The organism is Pseudonocardia tropica (genome assembly GCF_040105315.1).
Classification (GTDB): domain Bacteria; phylum Actinomycetota; class Actinomycetes; order Mycobacteriales; family Pseudonocardiaceae; genus Pseudonocardia; species Pseudonocardia alni.
On the sequence record NZ_JBEDNP010000004.1, the window covers coordinates 323,837 to 338,559 of the forward strand.

Sequence of the window (14,723 nt, forward strand, 5' to 3'; positions counted from 1 at the left end):
CCGGCCCCGCCGCGCTCCCCCGCCGAGTCGATCCGGAAGTCGATGCACCCCTCAGACCACCCCGCCCCGCCGTCCGTCCCCCGCCGCCTGGTGGTCGCGACCCTGCTCGCCGGCCTGCTCGCGGGCCTGCTCGCCGCGCTGGTGCCGTTCGCCCCCGTCGACACCCGCAGCACGACCGTGACCTGGCCCCGGGCGGGCGAACAGCCGGTGTCGACGACGGCGGCGTTCCAGCCCTACGCGCCGGAGGCGGTGCGCGTCGACGTCGGCTGCCGGGTGCTGCGCACCGCGCTGGCCCGCTCCGCCGACACCGGGACGGCGACGACCGTCGTGGCCTCGGAGCGGCCCGGTGCCACCGGGATCGGGTTCGCCGTGCTCACCGGACCGGGCGGGGAGCTGCGGGTCCTGGTCGGGGGCCGTGAGCTGCTGCGCGCCCCCGTCCCGCCCGGCGACGCCTGCGGGCTGGTCCTCGACACCGACGAGGCCGGGTCCCGGGTCACCCTCGGCGACGCCGCCCCGCGCGCCTTCCCCGGCGACGTCGTGCGCGCGGTCGCCGCGTTCACCACCCAGCTCTCCCCCGCCGACGCCGACGGCCTGCGGGTCACCGCGCGCACCGCGGACTGGTTCGCCGCCGCGTCGTCGCCGGCCAAGACCGTGCTGCTCGGGTTGCAGTGGCTCGCCGCCGCCGTCGCCGCGGTGCTGCTGGCCCGCCTGGCCGGTGACCGGTTCCGGCGCCGCCGGGGCGCGGCCCGGCTCCGGCGGGCCCGGCTGGCCGCGGTGGGCACCCCGGCCGGGATCGGGCGGGCCGCCGCGGACGTGCTCGTCGTCGGCACCCTCGCGGTGTGGACGGTGCTCGGGCCGCTGTCCACCGACGACGGCTTCACCGAGGCGATCGCGCGCAACGCGACCGGCACCGCGACGGGCGACTTCGGCAACGTCTACCGCTGGGGCAACGCCTCGGAGGCGCCGTACACGCTGGTGATCCGCCTGGTCCGGGCGCTGGCCGAGACCGGGGTGGGGCCGCTGGCGCTGCGCGTGCCCTCGGTGCTCGCCGGGATCGCGGTGTGGCTGCTGCTGTCGCGGGTCGCGCTGCCCGCGGTGCTGGCACGCCACCACCGCCGGGCCCGGGTGCGGGGCACGCTCGGCGTGGCGCTGCTGGCGTGGTGGCTGCCGCTGAACCTCGGGGTCCGGCCGGAGCCGTTCGCGGCGCTCGCGACGACCGCGGCGCTGTGCTGTGCGCTGCGCGCCGCCGCCCGGCCCGGGCGCCGCGGCGGGACGTGGACCGCGGCCGCCGCACTGGCCTCGGGGCTGGCGCTGGCGGTGACGCCGTCGGCGGTGACCGTCGCCGGTCCGCTGGTGCTGCTGCTCCCGGCGCTGTGGCGGCGGGTCACCCGCCACGGCGGCGGGGGGCTCGCCGTCGGGGTCGCGGCGACCGTCGCCGCGGCCGGGATCGCCGCGGCCGGGCTCACCCCCGTCTTCACCGGGCAGAGCCTGTACACGGTCGCGCGGGCCACCGAGATGCACCGGTTCTACGGCCCGGCCACACCGTGGTTCCAGGAGCTGCGCCGCTGGAGCTACCTGCTGGGGTTCGGCACCGAGCAGGGCGGCCTCGGCCGCCGGGTGCCGGTGCTGCTCGCCGTCGCGATGCTGGTCGCGGCGCTGCCGCTGGTCGCCCGCGGCGCGCACCGGTGGCGTCCCGGTCTGCGGTGGACACCGGTCCCCCTGGCCGGGCTCGCACTCGGGTTCGTGCTGCTCACCCCGGCGCCGTCGAAGTGGACCCACTACTTCGGGACGCTCGCCGGGACCGGGGCGCTCGCCGTCGCCGCGGGGGCGGTGCTGGTGGTGACCGCGGCCCGGCGGCCCGCCGACCCGACCGTGCGCGGCGCGGCCGCCGCCGGGACCCTGGCGGCGGTCGCGCTGGCCGCGTCGGCCTTCGCCGGACGCAACGAGTGGTTCCTGTGGTCGGGCTGGGGTGTGCCGCGCGCCGCCGGGCCGTTCGCGCCGCTGGACTCGCCCGCGGTGTGGGCCGTGGTGGCCGTCGCGGGGCTGACCGTGTCGGCCGTCGCGGTGCACCGGGCGGGCCGCGGGCGACACCGGACGCGGCGGGACTCCACGGCCCGGGCCGCGGCGGCACTGCCCGCCGGGATCGTCGTGGCCGCCCTGGTCACCGGGGTGTCGGTGGTGGTGGCGTCGTTCGTCGTCGCCCCGGTGCACCAGGGCGGGGGCTACAGCGTCGGCGGACAGATGTGGAGCGAGCTGACCGGCCGCGACACCTGCGGGATCCTCGACCACGTCACGGTCCCGGTCGACGCGGGCGCGCTGCCCGCCGCGGGCGGCGTCGACACCCTCACCGGGTTCACACAGGGCCGCGGCTGGGTCGACGCCCCGCCACGCGGCGGGCTCGCCTGGGGCAGTCTCGACGGCGGACCGGGCACCACCGGCGAGGTTCGGACCCGCTGGTTCGCCGTCGCGCCGGGACCGGGCGACCGGGTGCTGTCGGTCGACGTCGCCGGGCGGACCGGGCAGGGCAACACCCTGGAGCTGGAGTACGCCCGCGCCGGGTCGCCGGGCCCGGACGGTCGGGTGTCGCTCGACGACACCGCCACCGGTGCCCGCGGCACCTACCCCACCGAGCGGGTGCAGGAGGCCGTGCCGCTGGACCGGCCGGGCTGGCGCACCGTGCGGGTGCCCGCCTCCGCGTTCCCGGCGGACGTCGACCGGGTGCGGGTGCACGCCGTCGACACCGCCGTCGGGCCGGGCGGCTGGGTGGCCGCGGCCGCCCCGCGGATGCTCACCCCGGCGCCGGTCGTGCCGATGCTGCGCGACGCCGACGGCCCGGTCTACGTCGACTGGTCGATCCTCTGGTCGGCGCCCTGCCTGCGCGACCTGCCCGCCGTCCGGGCCGGGCTCGTGCAGACCCCGCGCTACCTGGTGCTGGGCCCGTCGTCGCTGGGGTTCGCCGTGGACGTGTCGTTCGCCGACGTCGCCGGGGGCAGCTTCGCGGCGATGCGCCGCACCACCACCGAGCAGGTCGTCGCGACCCGGGTCGACACCGCCGACGACCCGGACCAGGCCGACTGGGGCTCGGTCACCCGGATCGACACCGACCTCGCCGTCGACGCCTACGACGTCACCTCGGTCCCGGTGCGCCGCTGGGGCTGGGAGGGCGACCGGACCCCGCTCGGGTACCCGGCTCTCCCGCCGCCGTGACCACCCTCCGGTCGGAGGGGCCCCGCGACGCGTCCGGCTGATAGACACATGCGGACACCCGCACGCAACGAAGCGAGGGACACCGTGGCCTTCCCCGGTCTGCAGCACGTCGCCCTGACCGTGAGCGACCTCGACCGCAGCACGCGCTGGTACGCGGCGCTGTTCGGCGCGGAGCCCGTGCTGGACGAGGACGAGGAGGGCGGCCGCTTCCACCACACCGTCTTCGCCCTCGACGGCGGGATGCTGTTCGGTCTGCACACCCACCAGGGCCGCGAGTCGGGCGAGCCGTTCAGCGAGGAGCGCACCGGCCTCGACCACGTCGGATTCGCGGTCGGCTCGCACGCCGAGCTGGAGCAGTGGGCGCAGAAGCTCACCGAGCTCGGCATCGCCCACGAGGGCGTCAAGAAGGCGCACTACGGCAGCGGCGTCTCCTTCCGCGACCCGGACAACATCGCCCTGGAGTTCTTCACCGGGCCGGAGTGAGCCGGCGCGGGGCGTGTCCGGACACGCCCCACCGCACGCCCACCCGGTGGACGGCTCCTTGCCCTTGACCGGGTATCGCGATCGAATCATGCGGTGATGCGCACTCTGCTGGAGCCGTTCTGGCCGGGCCGGCGTGTCGTGGCGTTCGACGAGCTGTGTCGGTGGGCCGCGTAGCGACCCCGAGGGGTCGCCGCGTGGCCGCCCCGTGCCCCGTGCGCGGGTACGACGCCCGCGCCACCGACCACCCACCCCGGAGGACCCCGTGTCCGTCACCGACGACCTGCTCGAGAACAACGCCCGCTACGCCGAGAGCTTCTCCGGCCCGCTCCCGCTGCCGCCGGCCCGCAAGGTCGCCGTCGTCGCCTGCATGGACGCCCGGCTGGACGTGTACCGGATCCTCGGCCTGGCCGAGGGCGACGCCCACGTCATCCGCAATGCCGGCGGTGTCGTCACCGACGACGAGATCCGGTCGCTCGCGATCAGCCAGCGGCTGCTGGGGACCGAGGAGATCATCCTCATCCACCACACCGACTGCGGGATGCTGACCTTCACCGACGACGCGTTCAAGGCCTCGATCCGCGACGAGACCGGCATCAAGCCGCAGTGGGCCGCCGAGGCCTTCGACGACCTCGACGCCGACGTCCGCCAGTCGGTCGCCCGGATCCGGGCGAACCCGTTCGTCCCGCGCACCGACGCCGTCCGCGGCTTCGTGTTCGACGTCGCGACCGGGCGGCTCAACGAGGTCAAGTAGCCCCCGGCACGCGGGGCGCGGCTGCCGCGGGTCAGGACGGCAGCAGCACCAGGACCGCCGCGCCCGGCACCCCGGCCTCGCCCAGCAGGTAGGCGGTCCGGTCGACGCCGCCCAGACGCACCCGGGGCCGCCCGAACGCGCCGACACCGCGGCACTCCCACAGCGGCGCCCGTTCCGGCGCGTCGGTGCGCAGGGCGTCGCGGACCCCGCGCGTGCCCGGGTCCGTCGGGTCGAGGTCCGAGGCCATCCGGAACCGGCGGTGCAGCGCGGCGAGCAGCTCGTCGGGACCGGGGCCGGGGCACGTCAGCACCGACGGGCCGGGGCCCGGCTCGAACCGGGCCCGCGCCGCGGGGTCGGCCGCCAGCTGCCACAGCACGTGGCGCCGCCCCGGGTCGCCGTCGGCGGGACGGCCGACCGCCACCTCCCACGTGTCGTTGGCGGCGACGACGCCGAGCCGCGCGTCGAGCAGCACCGCCGGGTGGCCGGGCCAGCTCGCGAGCACCGGGGCCAGCTCCTCCGGCGCGGTGCCCACGGCCGGACCGTCGTCGCGGGACAGCCGGGTCAGGTGCGCGACCCCGGGTGCGTCGATGCCGAGCACCCGGCCGACCGCGGTGAGGACCTCGTCGGAGGCGGTGACCCGGCCCTGCTCGAGCCACGTGTACCAGGTCAGGCCCACTCCGGCGAGCGCCGCGACCTCCTCGCGACGCAGCCCCGGCGTGCGCCGCCGACCGCGGTCGGGCAGTCCCAGCGTCGCCGGGGCGACCCGCTCCCGGTACGAGCGCAGGCAGGCGCCGAGTTCACGGCGGCGGTCGGCCGTCGCGGCCCGGGGCCGGGCCGTCGCCGATCCTGTCACCACGGGTACCCCCATCGGTTCGCTCCTGGTCCGGGCCCGGCCGTCGTCGCACGGTGGGCCCATGATCGGTATCGGTGTCAACCTCGCGGCCGGGCTCGAGGATTCCGGGTCGGCGAACCTGGTCGAGGAGATCGTGGGTCGCGCCCGGGCGGTCGCCGCGGCCGGGCTGCGGTCGGTGTGGCTGCCCCAGGGCTACGGCTACGACGCGCTCACCCTGTACGCCGCCGTCGCCCGGGAGGTCCCGGACGTCGAGCTGGGCGCGTCGGTCGTGGTCGTGCAGCCCCGGCACCCGCGGGTGCTGGCCGCGCAGGCGCTGACCGTGCAGGCGGCATCGGGCGGGCGCCTCACGCTGGGGCTCGGGGTCAGCCACCCGGGGCTGCTGGAGGTGTACGGGCTGCCGTTCGCACGGCCGGTGTCGGCGCTGTCGGAGCACCTCGACGTGCTGGCCCCGCTGCTGCGCGGCGAGCGGGTGCCCGGCGCGTCCGGGCCGGGGTCGGACCCGGCGGACACCGCGGTGCCCGGGTCGGAACCGGAGGTCCCGGTGCTGCTGGGCGCGCTGGGGCCGCGGATGCTGCGGCTGGCGGGTGAGCGGACCGCGGGCACGATCACCTTCCTCACCGGGCCGCGGACGGTGTCCGGGCACGTCCGGCCGCTGCTCGACGCCGCCGCGGCCGGACGGCCGTCGCCGCGGGTGGTGGTCGGGGTGCCGGTGTCGGCGACGGCCGAACCGGACCGGGTGCGGGCCGCGGCGGCCCGCGACTACGCAGGCTACGCCCGGCTGCCGTCCTACGCGGGGGTGCTGGAACGGGAGGGGCTGAGCTCGCCGGGCGGGCTCGTCGTCGCCGGGGACGAGGACGTGATCGCCGCCGGGATAGCCCGCTACGCCGACGCCGGCGCCACCGACCTGCTCGTCAGCCCGCTGGGCGACGCCGCCGAGCGGGCCCGCACGGTGGCCGTCCTCGGCCGGCTCGCGACGTCCTGAGCGCCGCGCCGAGATGCAGCCCAGCGGGCGCACGGGGTCACCCCGCACCCCCTGAGCTGCATCTCGGCGTCACCGGTCGGCCGGGACACGGCGGGTGTGCCGCGTCCCGGCGGAACGGGTCAGGCGACGCGCGGGCGGCGGCGCAGCGCCGTCCGGGCCGCCGCGAGCTGCTGGGCCACCTCGGCGGTGATCAGCTCGGCGTGCAGGGCGTCGTTGCCCGGGTCGCCGCCGCCGCGCAACGCGCGGTGCCGGCGGACGAGGGCGTCGAGCCCGTCGAGCAGCTGGGTGCCCGGATCGGCGGAGGGCAGGGTCGGAATGCTCATCGTGTCTCCTGGTGACGAGGGTGTCGGTGTCGATCCGTCGGGTCGATCGACCGGCCGACACAGCGTCGAGGAGATCCGCACGTAGTCGATGTGACGCCGCCGGGACAGGACGGTGCGGGTCACTGCACCACCCCCGCCCGTCTACCGGCGATCGCAGCGAGCAGCTCTCGGGTGTAGTCGTCCCGCGGGTCGTCGAACAGCTCCGCCGTGGCCCGCAGCTCGCGGAGCCGGCCGTCGCGCAGGACGCCGGTGCGGTGCGCGACCCGCCGGACCACGGCGAGGTCGTGCGAGATGAACAGGTAGGACAGGCCGTCGCGCTCCTGCAGCTCGGCGAGCAGCTCCAGCACCTGGGCCTGCACCGCGACGTCGAGCGCGGACACCGGCTCGTCGGCGACGACGAGGTCCGGCGACAGCGCCAGCGCCCGCGCGATCGCGACGCGTTGGCGCTGCCCGCCGGACAGCTCCCCGGGCCGCCGGTCGAGCATCCCGGACGGCAGCGCGACCCGGTCGAGGAGCTCCGCGGCACGGTCGGCCCGCTCGGCGGCCGAACCGACGGAGAACGCGCGCAGCGGCTCGGTGACGATCTCGCGCACGGCGAACCGCGGGTCCAGCGAGGCGTAGGGGTTCTGGTAGATCAGCTGGGCGCGACGGCGCAGCGCCCGCCACGCCTCACCGCGGACGCGGGTCACGTCGTCGCCGCCGAGCAGCACCTGCCCGGAGGTGGGGTCCTCCAGGCGCAGCAGCAGCCGGGCCGTCGTCGACTTGCCCGATCCGGACTCCCCGACCAGCGCGACGGTCTCGCCGCGGGCGATCGTGAACGACACCCCGTCGACGGCGCGGTGGGTGCGCCGGGTCCAGGAGCCGCGGGCCCGCGGCAGCGGGAACTCCTTCACCAGGTCGCGGACCTCGGCGACCGGGGTCCCCGCGGTGTCGACGGGCGGCAGCACCGGCGGGGCGGTGCCGGCGTGCGGCGCAGGCGGAACGCGCATCGGTAGCGCGAGGCCGGGGGCGGCGGCGAGCAGCTCCCTGGTGTAGGGGTCCCGGGCGCCGGCGAGCAGCTCGGCCGGGGTGCCCTGTTCCACGACCCGCCCGTGCCGCATGACGACGATCCGGTCGGCCCGGTCGGTGGCGACGGCGAGGTCGTGGGTGATCAGCAGCAGCGCGGTGCCGAGGTCGCGGCGCAGCGCGTCGAGGTGGTCGAGGATCCGCCGGGCCACGGTGGCGTCCAGCGCGCTGGTCGGCTCGTCGGCGACGACCAGCGCGGGCCCGGCGGCGATGGCGACCGCGATGAGCACGCGCTGGCGCATCCCGCCGGACAGCTGGTGCGGGTACTGCCCGGCGCGGGTGTCCGGATCGTCGAGACCGGCCTGCCCCAGCAGCTCGACGGCGCGGGCCGGTGCGGTGCGGCGGTCGGCGAGCCCGTGGGTGCGCAGCACCTCCGCGACCTGCACACCGACCTTCTGCACCGGGTTCAGCGCGACGCCCGGGTCCTGCGGGACGAGCCCGATCCGGGCGCCGCGCACCGACCGGTACGCGCGCTCGGGCAGCCCGGTGAGGGTGGTGCCGTCGAGGGAGACGGTGCCCGCGGTGACGGCGCCGGCGGCGGGCAGCAGCCCGAGCACCGCGGCGGCCAGTGTGGTCTTGCCCGACCCGGACTCCCCGACGACGGCGACGACCTCCCCCGGCGCGACGGTCAGGTCGACGCCGCGCACGGCGTGCACCGTCCCGCCGCTCCCGGTGTAGGTGACGGTCAGCTTCGCGACCTGCAACAGCTCGCTCACTGTGTCCGCTCCCATCCTGACCGCCCCCACTCGCCGTCCAGGGCGCGGGAGATGCGGTTGACCGACAGCACGGTCGCGGCGATGACCAGGCCGGGCATCGCGCACACCCACCAGGCGACGGCCAGGTAGTTGCGGCCGTCGGCGACCAGCGAGCCCCACTCCGAGGCCGGTGGCGCGGCGCCGTAGCCGAGGAAGCTCAGCGCGGACACCGCGAGGATCGCCAGGCCGAACTCCAGCACCGCGAGCACGACGACCGGTCCGGCCGCGTTGGGGAGCACGTGCCGCCACAGCGAGACGTACCAGCGGGTGCCGACGGCGCGCGCGGCCTCGACGTAGAGCGCGCGGCGCACCCGCAGCGTCTCGGCGCGCATCACCCGGGCGAAGCTCGCGACGCTCGCCACCCCGACCGCGATCGCGACCTTCACCGTCCCGAAGCCGAGCGCGGTGATCAGCGCGAGCGACAGCAGGATCGCGGGGATGGCGAGCAGCACGTCGACGCCGCGCATGAGGACCTCGTCGACCCAGCCGCCGGCGAACCCGGCGAGCAGCCCGATCAGTCCGCCCGCGACGAGCGCGACGGCGACCGCGATCACGGTGGCCTGCAGCGAGAGCGAGGCGCCGTGCACGACCCGGGTCCACACGTCGCGGCCGAGGTGGTCGGTGCCGAACCAGTGGCCGGGCCCGGGCGGGGAGAGCCGGCGCGCGGTGTCGCCGACGGCGGGGTCCCCGGGGGCGAGCAGCGACGGCACGAACGCCGCGGTCAGCACGAGCAGCACGACCGCCACGGCGAGCACCAGCCCGGGCCGGGACCGCAGGAACCGTCCGAGCCGGGCCCGGGGGCGGACGGGCGGGGGCGGTGTGTCGCGGACGCCGGGCGCGGCGAGGGGGGCGCGGTCGAGCAGGGTCATCGGGAGCTCCCGGAGGCGACGGCGACCCGCGGGTCGAGCAGCGGGTAGGCCAGGTCGACGAGCAGGTTGACCACGACGAAGGCGAGCGCCGCGAACAGCACGATCCCCTGGACCACGGGGATGTCCTGCGCCCCGACCGAGGCGACGGTGAGCCGGCCCAGCCCGGGCCGGGTGAACACCGTCTCGACGACGACGGACCCGGCGAGCAGGTTCCCGACGACGTAGCCGAGCACGGTGAGGGCGGGGATCGCGGCGTTGCCCAGCGCGTGGCGCAGGTGCACCGCGGCCTCGCCCACCCCCTTGGCGCGGGCGGTGGTCACGTACGGCGAGTCGAGTGCCTGGGTGAGGCTCTTGGCCAGTACCTGGGCGACGAGCGCACCGGTCGGGAGCCCGAGGGTGACCGCCGGGAGGATCAGCGACTCCGGACCGCGGTCGCCGACCGAGGGCAGCCAGCCCAGGGAGAACGAGAACAGCTGCACGAGCATCAGCCCGACCCAGAACACCGGCAGCGACACGGCCAGCGACGGCAGCGACGACAGCACCTGCCGCAGCCACGGCGACCCGGCCCAGGTCGCGGCGAGCGCGACCGCGGTGCCCCCGACGACCGCCACGACCAGCCCGGCGGCGGCGATCTGCAGGGTCGGCGGAAGTGCTTCGGCGACGGCGGTCCGCACGTCCTGCCCGGTGGCGAACGAGGTCCCGAGGTCGCCGTGCAGCGCCGCCCAGAGCTTCGTCACGTACTGCACCGGCAGCGGCTGGTCGAGGCCGTAGCGGGCACGCAGGGCGTCGAGCTCGGCCACGCTCGGCTGCTCGCCGTCCCCCCCGGCCGTCATGGTGGCGACCGGGTCCCCGGGCAGCAGGTAGAGGACCACGAACGACACCGTCCACGCGGCCCAGAGGACGACGGCGGCGAGCCCGAGGCGTCGCAGCAGGTACTGCAGGGTCATCGCGAGTCCGACTTCCAGGTGTCGTGCAGCTGGATGCGGGACGATGCGTCGAAGGCGATGTCGTGGGTGCCGGGCCCGACCGCCAGCACAGTGGTCAGCTCCACCACGGGCGCGGTGACGAACTGCTCGGTGAGCAGTCGCTGGGCCTGCGCCACCGACCGGGCCCGCTCGGCCGGATCGACGGCGGCCGACTGCCCGGCGAGCGCTGCGTCCAGCGGTCCCGGCTTCAGCCGGTAGTAGTTGTTGCCACCGGTCCAGTAGCTGGTGCGCAGGATGTCCGGGTCGGCCCGGGTGATGTTGCCCCACAGCGCGACGAAGTCACCGTTCTGCTGGGTCGACGGCACGTCGGCGATCGGGATCTCCCGCAGCTGGAGGTCGATGCCGATCCGCCGGAGCTGCTGCTGGATCAGCTCCAGGCTGGGCTTGGCGGTCGCGATGTTCTGCGCGAAGGTCAGCGGCAGGGTGAGCCTCTGTCCGTCTCTGACCCGGACGCCGTCCGGGCCGGGGGCCCAGCCGTCGCGGTCCAGCACCGCGGTCGCGGCGGACGGGTCGTAGCCGACCTGTGCGGACTGGTCGACGTAGGACGGTGTCGTCGACGCCAGCGGCGCGGTGGCCGTGCGGGTCTGGCTGGGGTAGACGGCGGTCACGACCTCGTCGCGGTCGATCCCCCGGCTGACCGCCTCGCGGACCGCGGGGTCGGCGCCCAGGGGGGTCGCCTGGTTGAAGCCGAGGCCGAACGGGATGCCCGGGTTGGAGCGGGCGACGAGCTGCGCGCCGGCGCCGGTGAGCGGAGCCTCGTCCTGCTGGCCGACCGAGGCGATGGCGTCGACCTCCCCGGACTGCAGACTGCCCGACCGCACGCCCGACTCGGGAACGACGCGGAACTCGGCCCGGTCGAGCCAGGCCTCGCCGGGATGGGTGAACAACGAGGAGCCCCAGTCGTAGCCGACCCGCTTCGCGAGCACCGTGACGTCGTTCTTGGCGTAGCGCTCGAGGGTGAACGGTCCGGACCCGACGACACCGGCGCAGCGCTGCTCGTCGGTCTCGGCGACGCTGGCGGGCGAGAGCAGACCGAGACTGTGCGTCGAGGTGGCCTGCAGGAACTGCGCGTTCGGACGCTGGAACCTGACGGTGAACTCGGTCGGACTCGTGACGTCGGTGCCCGCGTACCCGCTGAGGTATCCCTTGGGCAGCACGCCACGCGCGCCGAGGGAGGGGATCCGGTCGAGGTTCGCCTTCACCGCGGCCGCGTCGACGGGGGCGCCGTCGGAGAACGTGGCGCCCGGTCGCAGGGTGAAGGTCCAGGCGGTGCCGTCCGGGTTCGACGACCAGCGGGTCGCCAGCCACGGGACGAGCTGCCCGGTCTCGGGATCCTGGTCGGTGAGCGAGTCCACGACCTGACGCAGGGAGTAGATGGAGTCGTTGGACCCGACCTGCTGCGGGTCGGCGCAGCCCTGGTCGGAGGAGACGGCGAACACCAGTGTCCCGCCGGGACGGGGCGGGCCCGCGTCGGCGGTGGTGCCACCGGCTCCGGAACCGCAGGCGGTCAGGGTGAGCGCGGTGGCGGCGAGCAGCACCGCCGACCGTCCGTCGGGCAGGTCCCGCCACCATCCGAGACGACGGCGCTTCACGAGGCCACCGCCGGCCGGCGCTCGCCGAACCGCGACGGGCTCGCGAGACCGAGGTTGTCGCGCAGCGTCGCCCCCGGGGTGTAGTCGGTCCGGAACACACCGCGCTCCTGCAGGATCGGGACGACCTTCTCCACGACCTCGTCGAGGCCGGACGGGCTGACGTGGGAGCCGAGGATGAACCCGTCGGAGGCGTCGTCCTGCACGTAGCGGTCGATCTCGTCGGCGACGTGGGTCGGGGTCCCGACGAACACCGCGCGGTCGACGACGTGCTTGACGGTGTCGCGCAGCGAGTACCCGTGGGCGGCGGCGAGCTCGCGCCAGGCGGCGACGGTCGCGTGGGCGTCCTGGGTCAGCGGGGCCCGGCCCTCGATCCACTTCGGGGCGTCGGGGGTGGGCTCGACGTCGGGCAGCGGGCCGTCCGGGTCGTAGGCGGACAGGTCCCGGTTCCACACCATCTCGGCGAGCACGATCGAGGTCCACGGGTCGACCTGCAGGTCGTGGATGTGCGCGTGGCGCTCGCGGGCCTCGGCGGCGGTGTCGCCGAGGACGACGCCCGCGCTGGGCAGGATCCGCACCTCGTCGGGGTCGCGGCCGGCCCTGCGGACGCGGGCCTTGACGTCGTCGTAGAAGGCGCGGGCCTCGTCGAACTTCTGGTAGCGGGAGAAGATCGCGTCGGCCGACGCGGCGGCGAAGTCGCGCCCGGCCGGGGACTCGCCTGCCTGCAGCACCACCGGGTGGCCCTGCGGGCTGCGCGGGGTGGTGAAGCGCCCGGCGATGTCGAACTGGTTGCCGGACACGGCGAAGTCGCCGACGTGGCCGTCGCGCAGGAAGGTCCCCTCGGCCGGGTCGGCGACGACCGCGTCGGAGCCCCAGGAGTCCCACAGCGCGCGGACCGCGGCGAGGGCCTCCCCCGCGCGCTCGTAGCGCTGGTGGTGGCCGAGGTAGGCGCCGCGGCGGAAGTTCTCCCCGGTCGGGGCGTCGGAGCTGGTGACGACGTTCCACGCGGCGCGGCCACCGGAGAGCAGGTCGAGCGTGGCGAACTTGCGGGCCAGCTCGTAGGGCTCGTTGAACGTCGAGTTGACGGTGCCGGCGAGCCCGACGTGCTCGGTGACCGCGGCCAACGCGGCGAGCACGGTGAAGGTGTCCGGGCGCCCCACGACGTCCTGGTCGAACACCTCGCCGCCGCGGGTGCGCAGCCGCAGCCCCTCGGCGAGGAACAGCAGGTCGAGCTTCCCGCGCTCGGCGGTGCGCCCCCAGTGCTCGAAGGACTCCCAGTCGATGTGGCTGCCGGAGGCGGGGTCGCTCCAGACGGTGTCGTGGTTGACGCCCGGGAAGTAGGCGCCGAGCACGATCTGCTTCCTGCCGGTGCTGGTCATGCGGTCGCTCCGGAGAGTGCGGGGTTGAACGCGGTCACGGCGTCGACCCGGGCTCCTGCGGCGTAGCGGCTGACCGGGCGGGTCAGCCCGAAGCGCGCACGCAGGGTGGTCTCGCCGTAGGCGGTGCGGAAGGCGCCGCGGGCCTGCAGCTCGGGCACCAGACCCTCGACGACCGCGTCGAGGTCGGTCGGGAGGACGGCCGGGCGCAGGCGGTAGCCGTCGAGGCCGGCACGGCGCCAGGACAGCAGGGTGTCGGCGAGGCCGGCCGGGGTGGTGGCGAGGACGGCGGCGTCGGAGGAGAGCGGGTCGAGGGCGTCGAGGCGGGCGAGCCGGTCGCGGGCGGCGCGCTCGGTCGCCTCCAGGACCACGACGACGTCACCGAGGATCCGCAGCGGCGGCGCGGTGCGGCCCACGGCGGCCTCGGCGGCCCGGACCTGGGCGACGACGCGGGCGGCGTCGTCGGCGTCGTGCGGGGTGGTGAACACGACGTCGCCGACGCGGGCGGCGAGCAGCGCCGGGTCGTAGCCGTGCGCCAGCGACACGACCAGCGGCTGGCCCTGCGGTGGCCGCGGCACGATCGACGGCCCGGCGACGCCGAAGTGCTCCCCGGCGAAGTCGACCCGGTGCAGCCGGTCCCGGTCGACGAAGCGGCCGGTCAGCGCGTCGCGGATCTCGGCGTCGTCCTCCCAGGAGTCCCAGAGCCTGCGCACGACCTCGACGGCGTCGGCGGCCTCGCCGAACAGCTCGGCGACGAGCTCCCGGGCGGCCGGGGTGCCCAGGTCCTCGCGGCGGATGCCGGGGACGGTGCGGCGCCCGAAGTGGGCTGCCTCGTCGGCGCGGACCGAGGTCTGCACCCGCCAGCCGGCGCGGCCGTGGCTGTCGTGGTCGAGCGTCGACAGCGCGGACGCGACGTGGAACGGCTCGGTGTGGGTGGTGGTGACGGTCGGGACCAGCCCGATCCGCGACGTCGTCGGGGCGAGGAAGGCGGCGACCAGCGAGGCGTCGAGGCGGCCCTGCACCCGGTCGGTGCGGCGGCCGGCGCCGCTCAGGTGGTCCCCGGACTGCAGTCCGAGGGCGTCCTCGATCGTCAGGAGGTCCAGCAGCCCGCGCTCGGCGGTGCGGGCCAGGTCGGTCCAGTAGCGGGCGGAGAACAGCTCGCGGGGTCGGGCGCCGGGGTCGCGCCAGGCGGCGGGGTGCCAGCCGGCGCCGTCGAGGGCGACGGCCAGGTGCAGCGGCCGGCCTGGCGTGTCCGATGTGGACATGAGGGCATCGCTTCCTCGTCGCACGGAGGTGCGACGGAACGGGGTGGGGCGTCACGGGACTCCGACGGCCACCGGACGGCGGGGCGCCGACGGGCGGCGCACGACGCGGACGGGGCGGCGTCAGCCCCGACAGGCGGCGCCGGCCACCCGCATCAGGTCGACGTGCCGCCGGTACCGGGGGTGGTGCGCGCCGCGCACCTGCTCCGCGATCGACCGCAT

13 protein-coding genes are annotated in these 14,723 nt (G+C 76.3%); 4 read left to right on the forward strand and 9 right to left on the reverse strand.

Going from position 1 to position 14,723, the window contains the following annotated elements:
- Positions 1-42: 42 nt before the first annotated feature.
- The 3 genes from WHI96_RS09375 (at position 43) to WHI96_RS09385 (ending at position 4,441) form a co-directional block, all read left to right on the forward strand.
- The gene (locus tag WHI96_RS09375) at positions 43-3,207 is read left to right on the forward strand and encodes an arabinosyltransferase domain-containing protein (protein ID WP_345652069.1); all 3,165 of its coding nucleotides are present in this window, start codon (positions 43-45) and stop codon (positions 3,205-3,207) included.
- A 48-nt stretch (positions 3,208-3,255) separates the two neighbouring features.
- Positions 3,256-3,690, forward strand: a complete 435-nt coding sequence (locus WHI96_RS09380; RefSeq protein WP_345652066.1) for a VOC family protein — start codon at positions 3,256-3,258, stop codon at positions 3,688-3,690.
- A 262-nt stretch (positions 3,691-3,952) separates the two neighbouring features.
- Positions 3,953-4,441: a beta-class carbonic anhydrase gene (locus tag WHI96_RS09385; RefSeq protein ID WP_345652063.1), complete on the forward strand. Its 489-nt coding sequence runs from the start codon at positions 3,953-3,955 to the stop codon at positions 4,439-4,441.
- Positions 4,442-4,472: 31 nt separating this feature from the next.
- Here the strand turns inward: WHI96_RS09385 and WHI96_RS09390 are convergent, their stop codons facing one another.
- Positions 4,473-5,309, reverse strand: coding sequence for a helix-turn-helix domain-containing protein (locus WHI96_RS09390; RefSeq protein ID WP_345652060.1), 837 nt, complete (start codon positions 5,307-5,309; stop codon positions 4,473-4,475).
- Between the two features lie 46 nt (positions 5,310-5,355).
- Between WHI96_RS09390 and WHI96_RS09395 the strand changes: the two genes are divergently transcribed.
- The gene (locus WHI96_RS09395; RefSeq protein WP_345652057.1) at positions 5,356-6,276 is read left to right on the forward strand and encodes a TIGR03564 family F420-dependent LLM class oxidoreductase; all 921 of its coding nucleotides are present in this window, start codon (positions 5,356-5,358) and stop codon (positions 6,274-6,276) included.
- A gap of 119 nt (positions 6,277-6,395) precedes the next feature.
- Here the strand turns inward: WHI96_RS09395 and WHI96_RS09400 are convergent, their stop codons facing one another.
- The 8 genes from WHI96_RS09400 to WHI96_RS09435 form a co-directional block, all read right to left on the reverse strand.
- Entirely contained in the window at positions 6,396-6,599 is a 204-nt protein-coding gene (locus WHI96_RS09400) for a hypothetical protein (protein ID WP_345652054.1), read from the reverse strand.
- Between the two features lie 119 nt (positions 6,600-6,718).
- A complete protein-coding gene (locus WHI96_RS09405) occupies positions 6,719-8,395 on the reverse strand; it encodes a dipeptide ABC transporter ATP-binding protein (protein ID WP_345652051.1) in 1,677 nt (558 codons plus the stop codon).
- The gene (locus WHI96_RS09410; protein ID WP_345652048.1) at positions 8,377-9,288 is read right to left on the reverse strand and encodes an ABC transporter permease; all 912 of its coding nucleotides are present in this window, start codon (positions 9,286-9,288) and stop codon (positions 8,377-8,379) included. The genes WHI96_RS09405 and WHI96_RS09410 overlap by 19 nt, the downstream gene beginning before the upstream one ends.
- Positions 9,285-10,235: an ABC transporter permease gene (locus WHI96_RS09415; protein WP_345652045.1), complete on the reverse strand. Its 951-nt coding sequence runs from the start codon at positions 10,233-10,235 to the stop codon at positions 9,285-9,287. The genes WHI96_RS09410 and WHI96_RS09415 overlap by 4 nt, the downstream gene beginning before the upstream one ends.
- Positions 10,232-11,866, reverse strand: a complete 1,635-nt coding sequence (locus tag WHI96_RS09420; protein WP_345652042.1) for an ABC transporter substrate-binding protein — start codon at positions 11,864-11,866, stop codon at positions 10,232-10,234. The genes WHI96_RS09415 and WHI96_RS09420 overlap by 4 nt, the downstream gene beginning before the upstream one ends.
- Entirely contained in the window at positions 11,863-13,242 is a 1,380-nt protein-coding gene (locus WHI96_RS09425) for an NtaA/DmoA family FMN-dependent monooxygenase (RefSeq protein ID WP_345652040.1), read from the reverse strand. The genes WHI96_RS09420 and WHI96_RS09425 overlap by 4 nt, the downstream gene beginning before the upstream one ends.
- Complete coding sequence (locus WHI96_RS09430; RefSeq protein ID WP_345652037.1) at positions 13,239-14,504, reverse strand: LLM class flavin-dependent oxidoreductase; 1,266 nt, start codon at positions 14,502-14,504, stop codon at positions 13,239-13,241. The genes WHI96_RS09425 and WHI96_RS09430 overlap by 4 nt, the downstream gene beginning before the upstream one ends.
- A gap of 120 nt (positions 14,505-14,624) precedes the next feature.
- Entirely contained in the window at positions 14,625-14,723 is a 99-nt protein-coding gene (locus WHI96_RS09435; RefSeq protein WP_345652035.1) for a putative leader peptide, read from the reverse strand.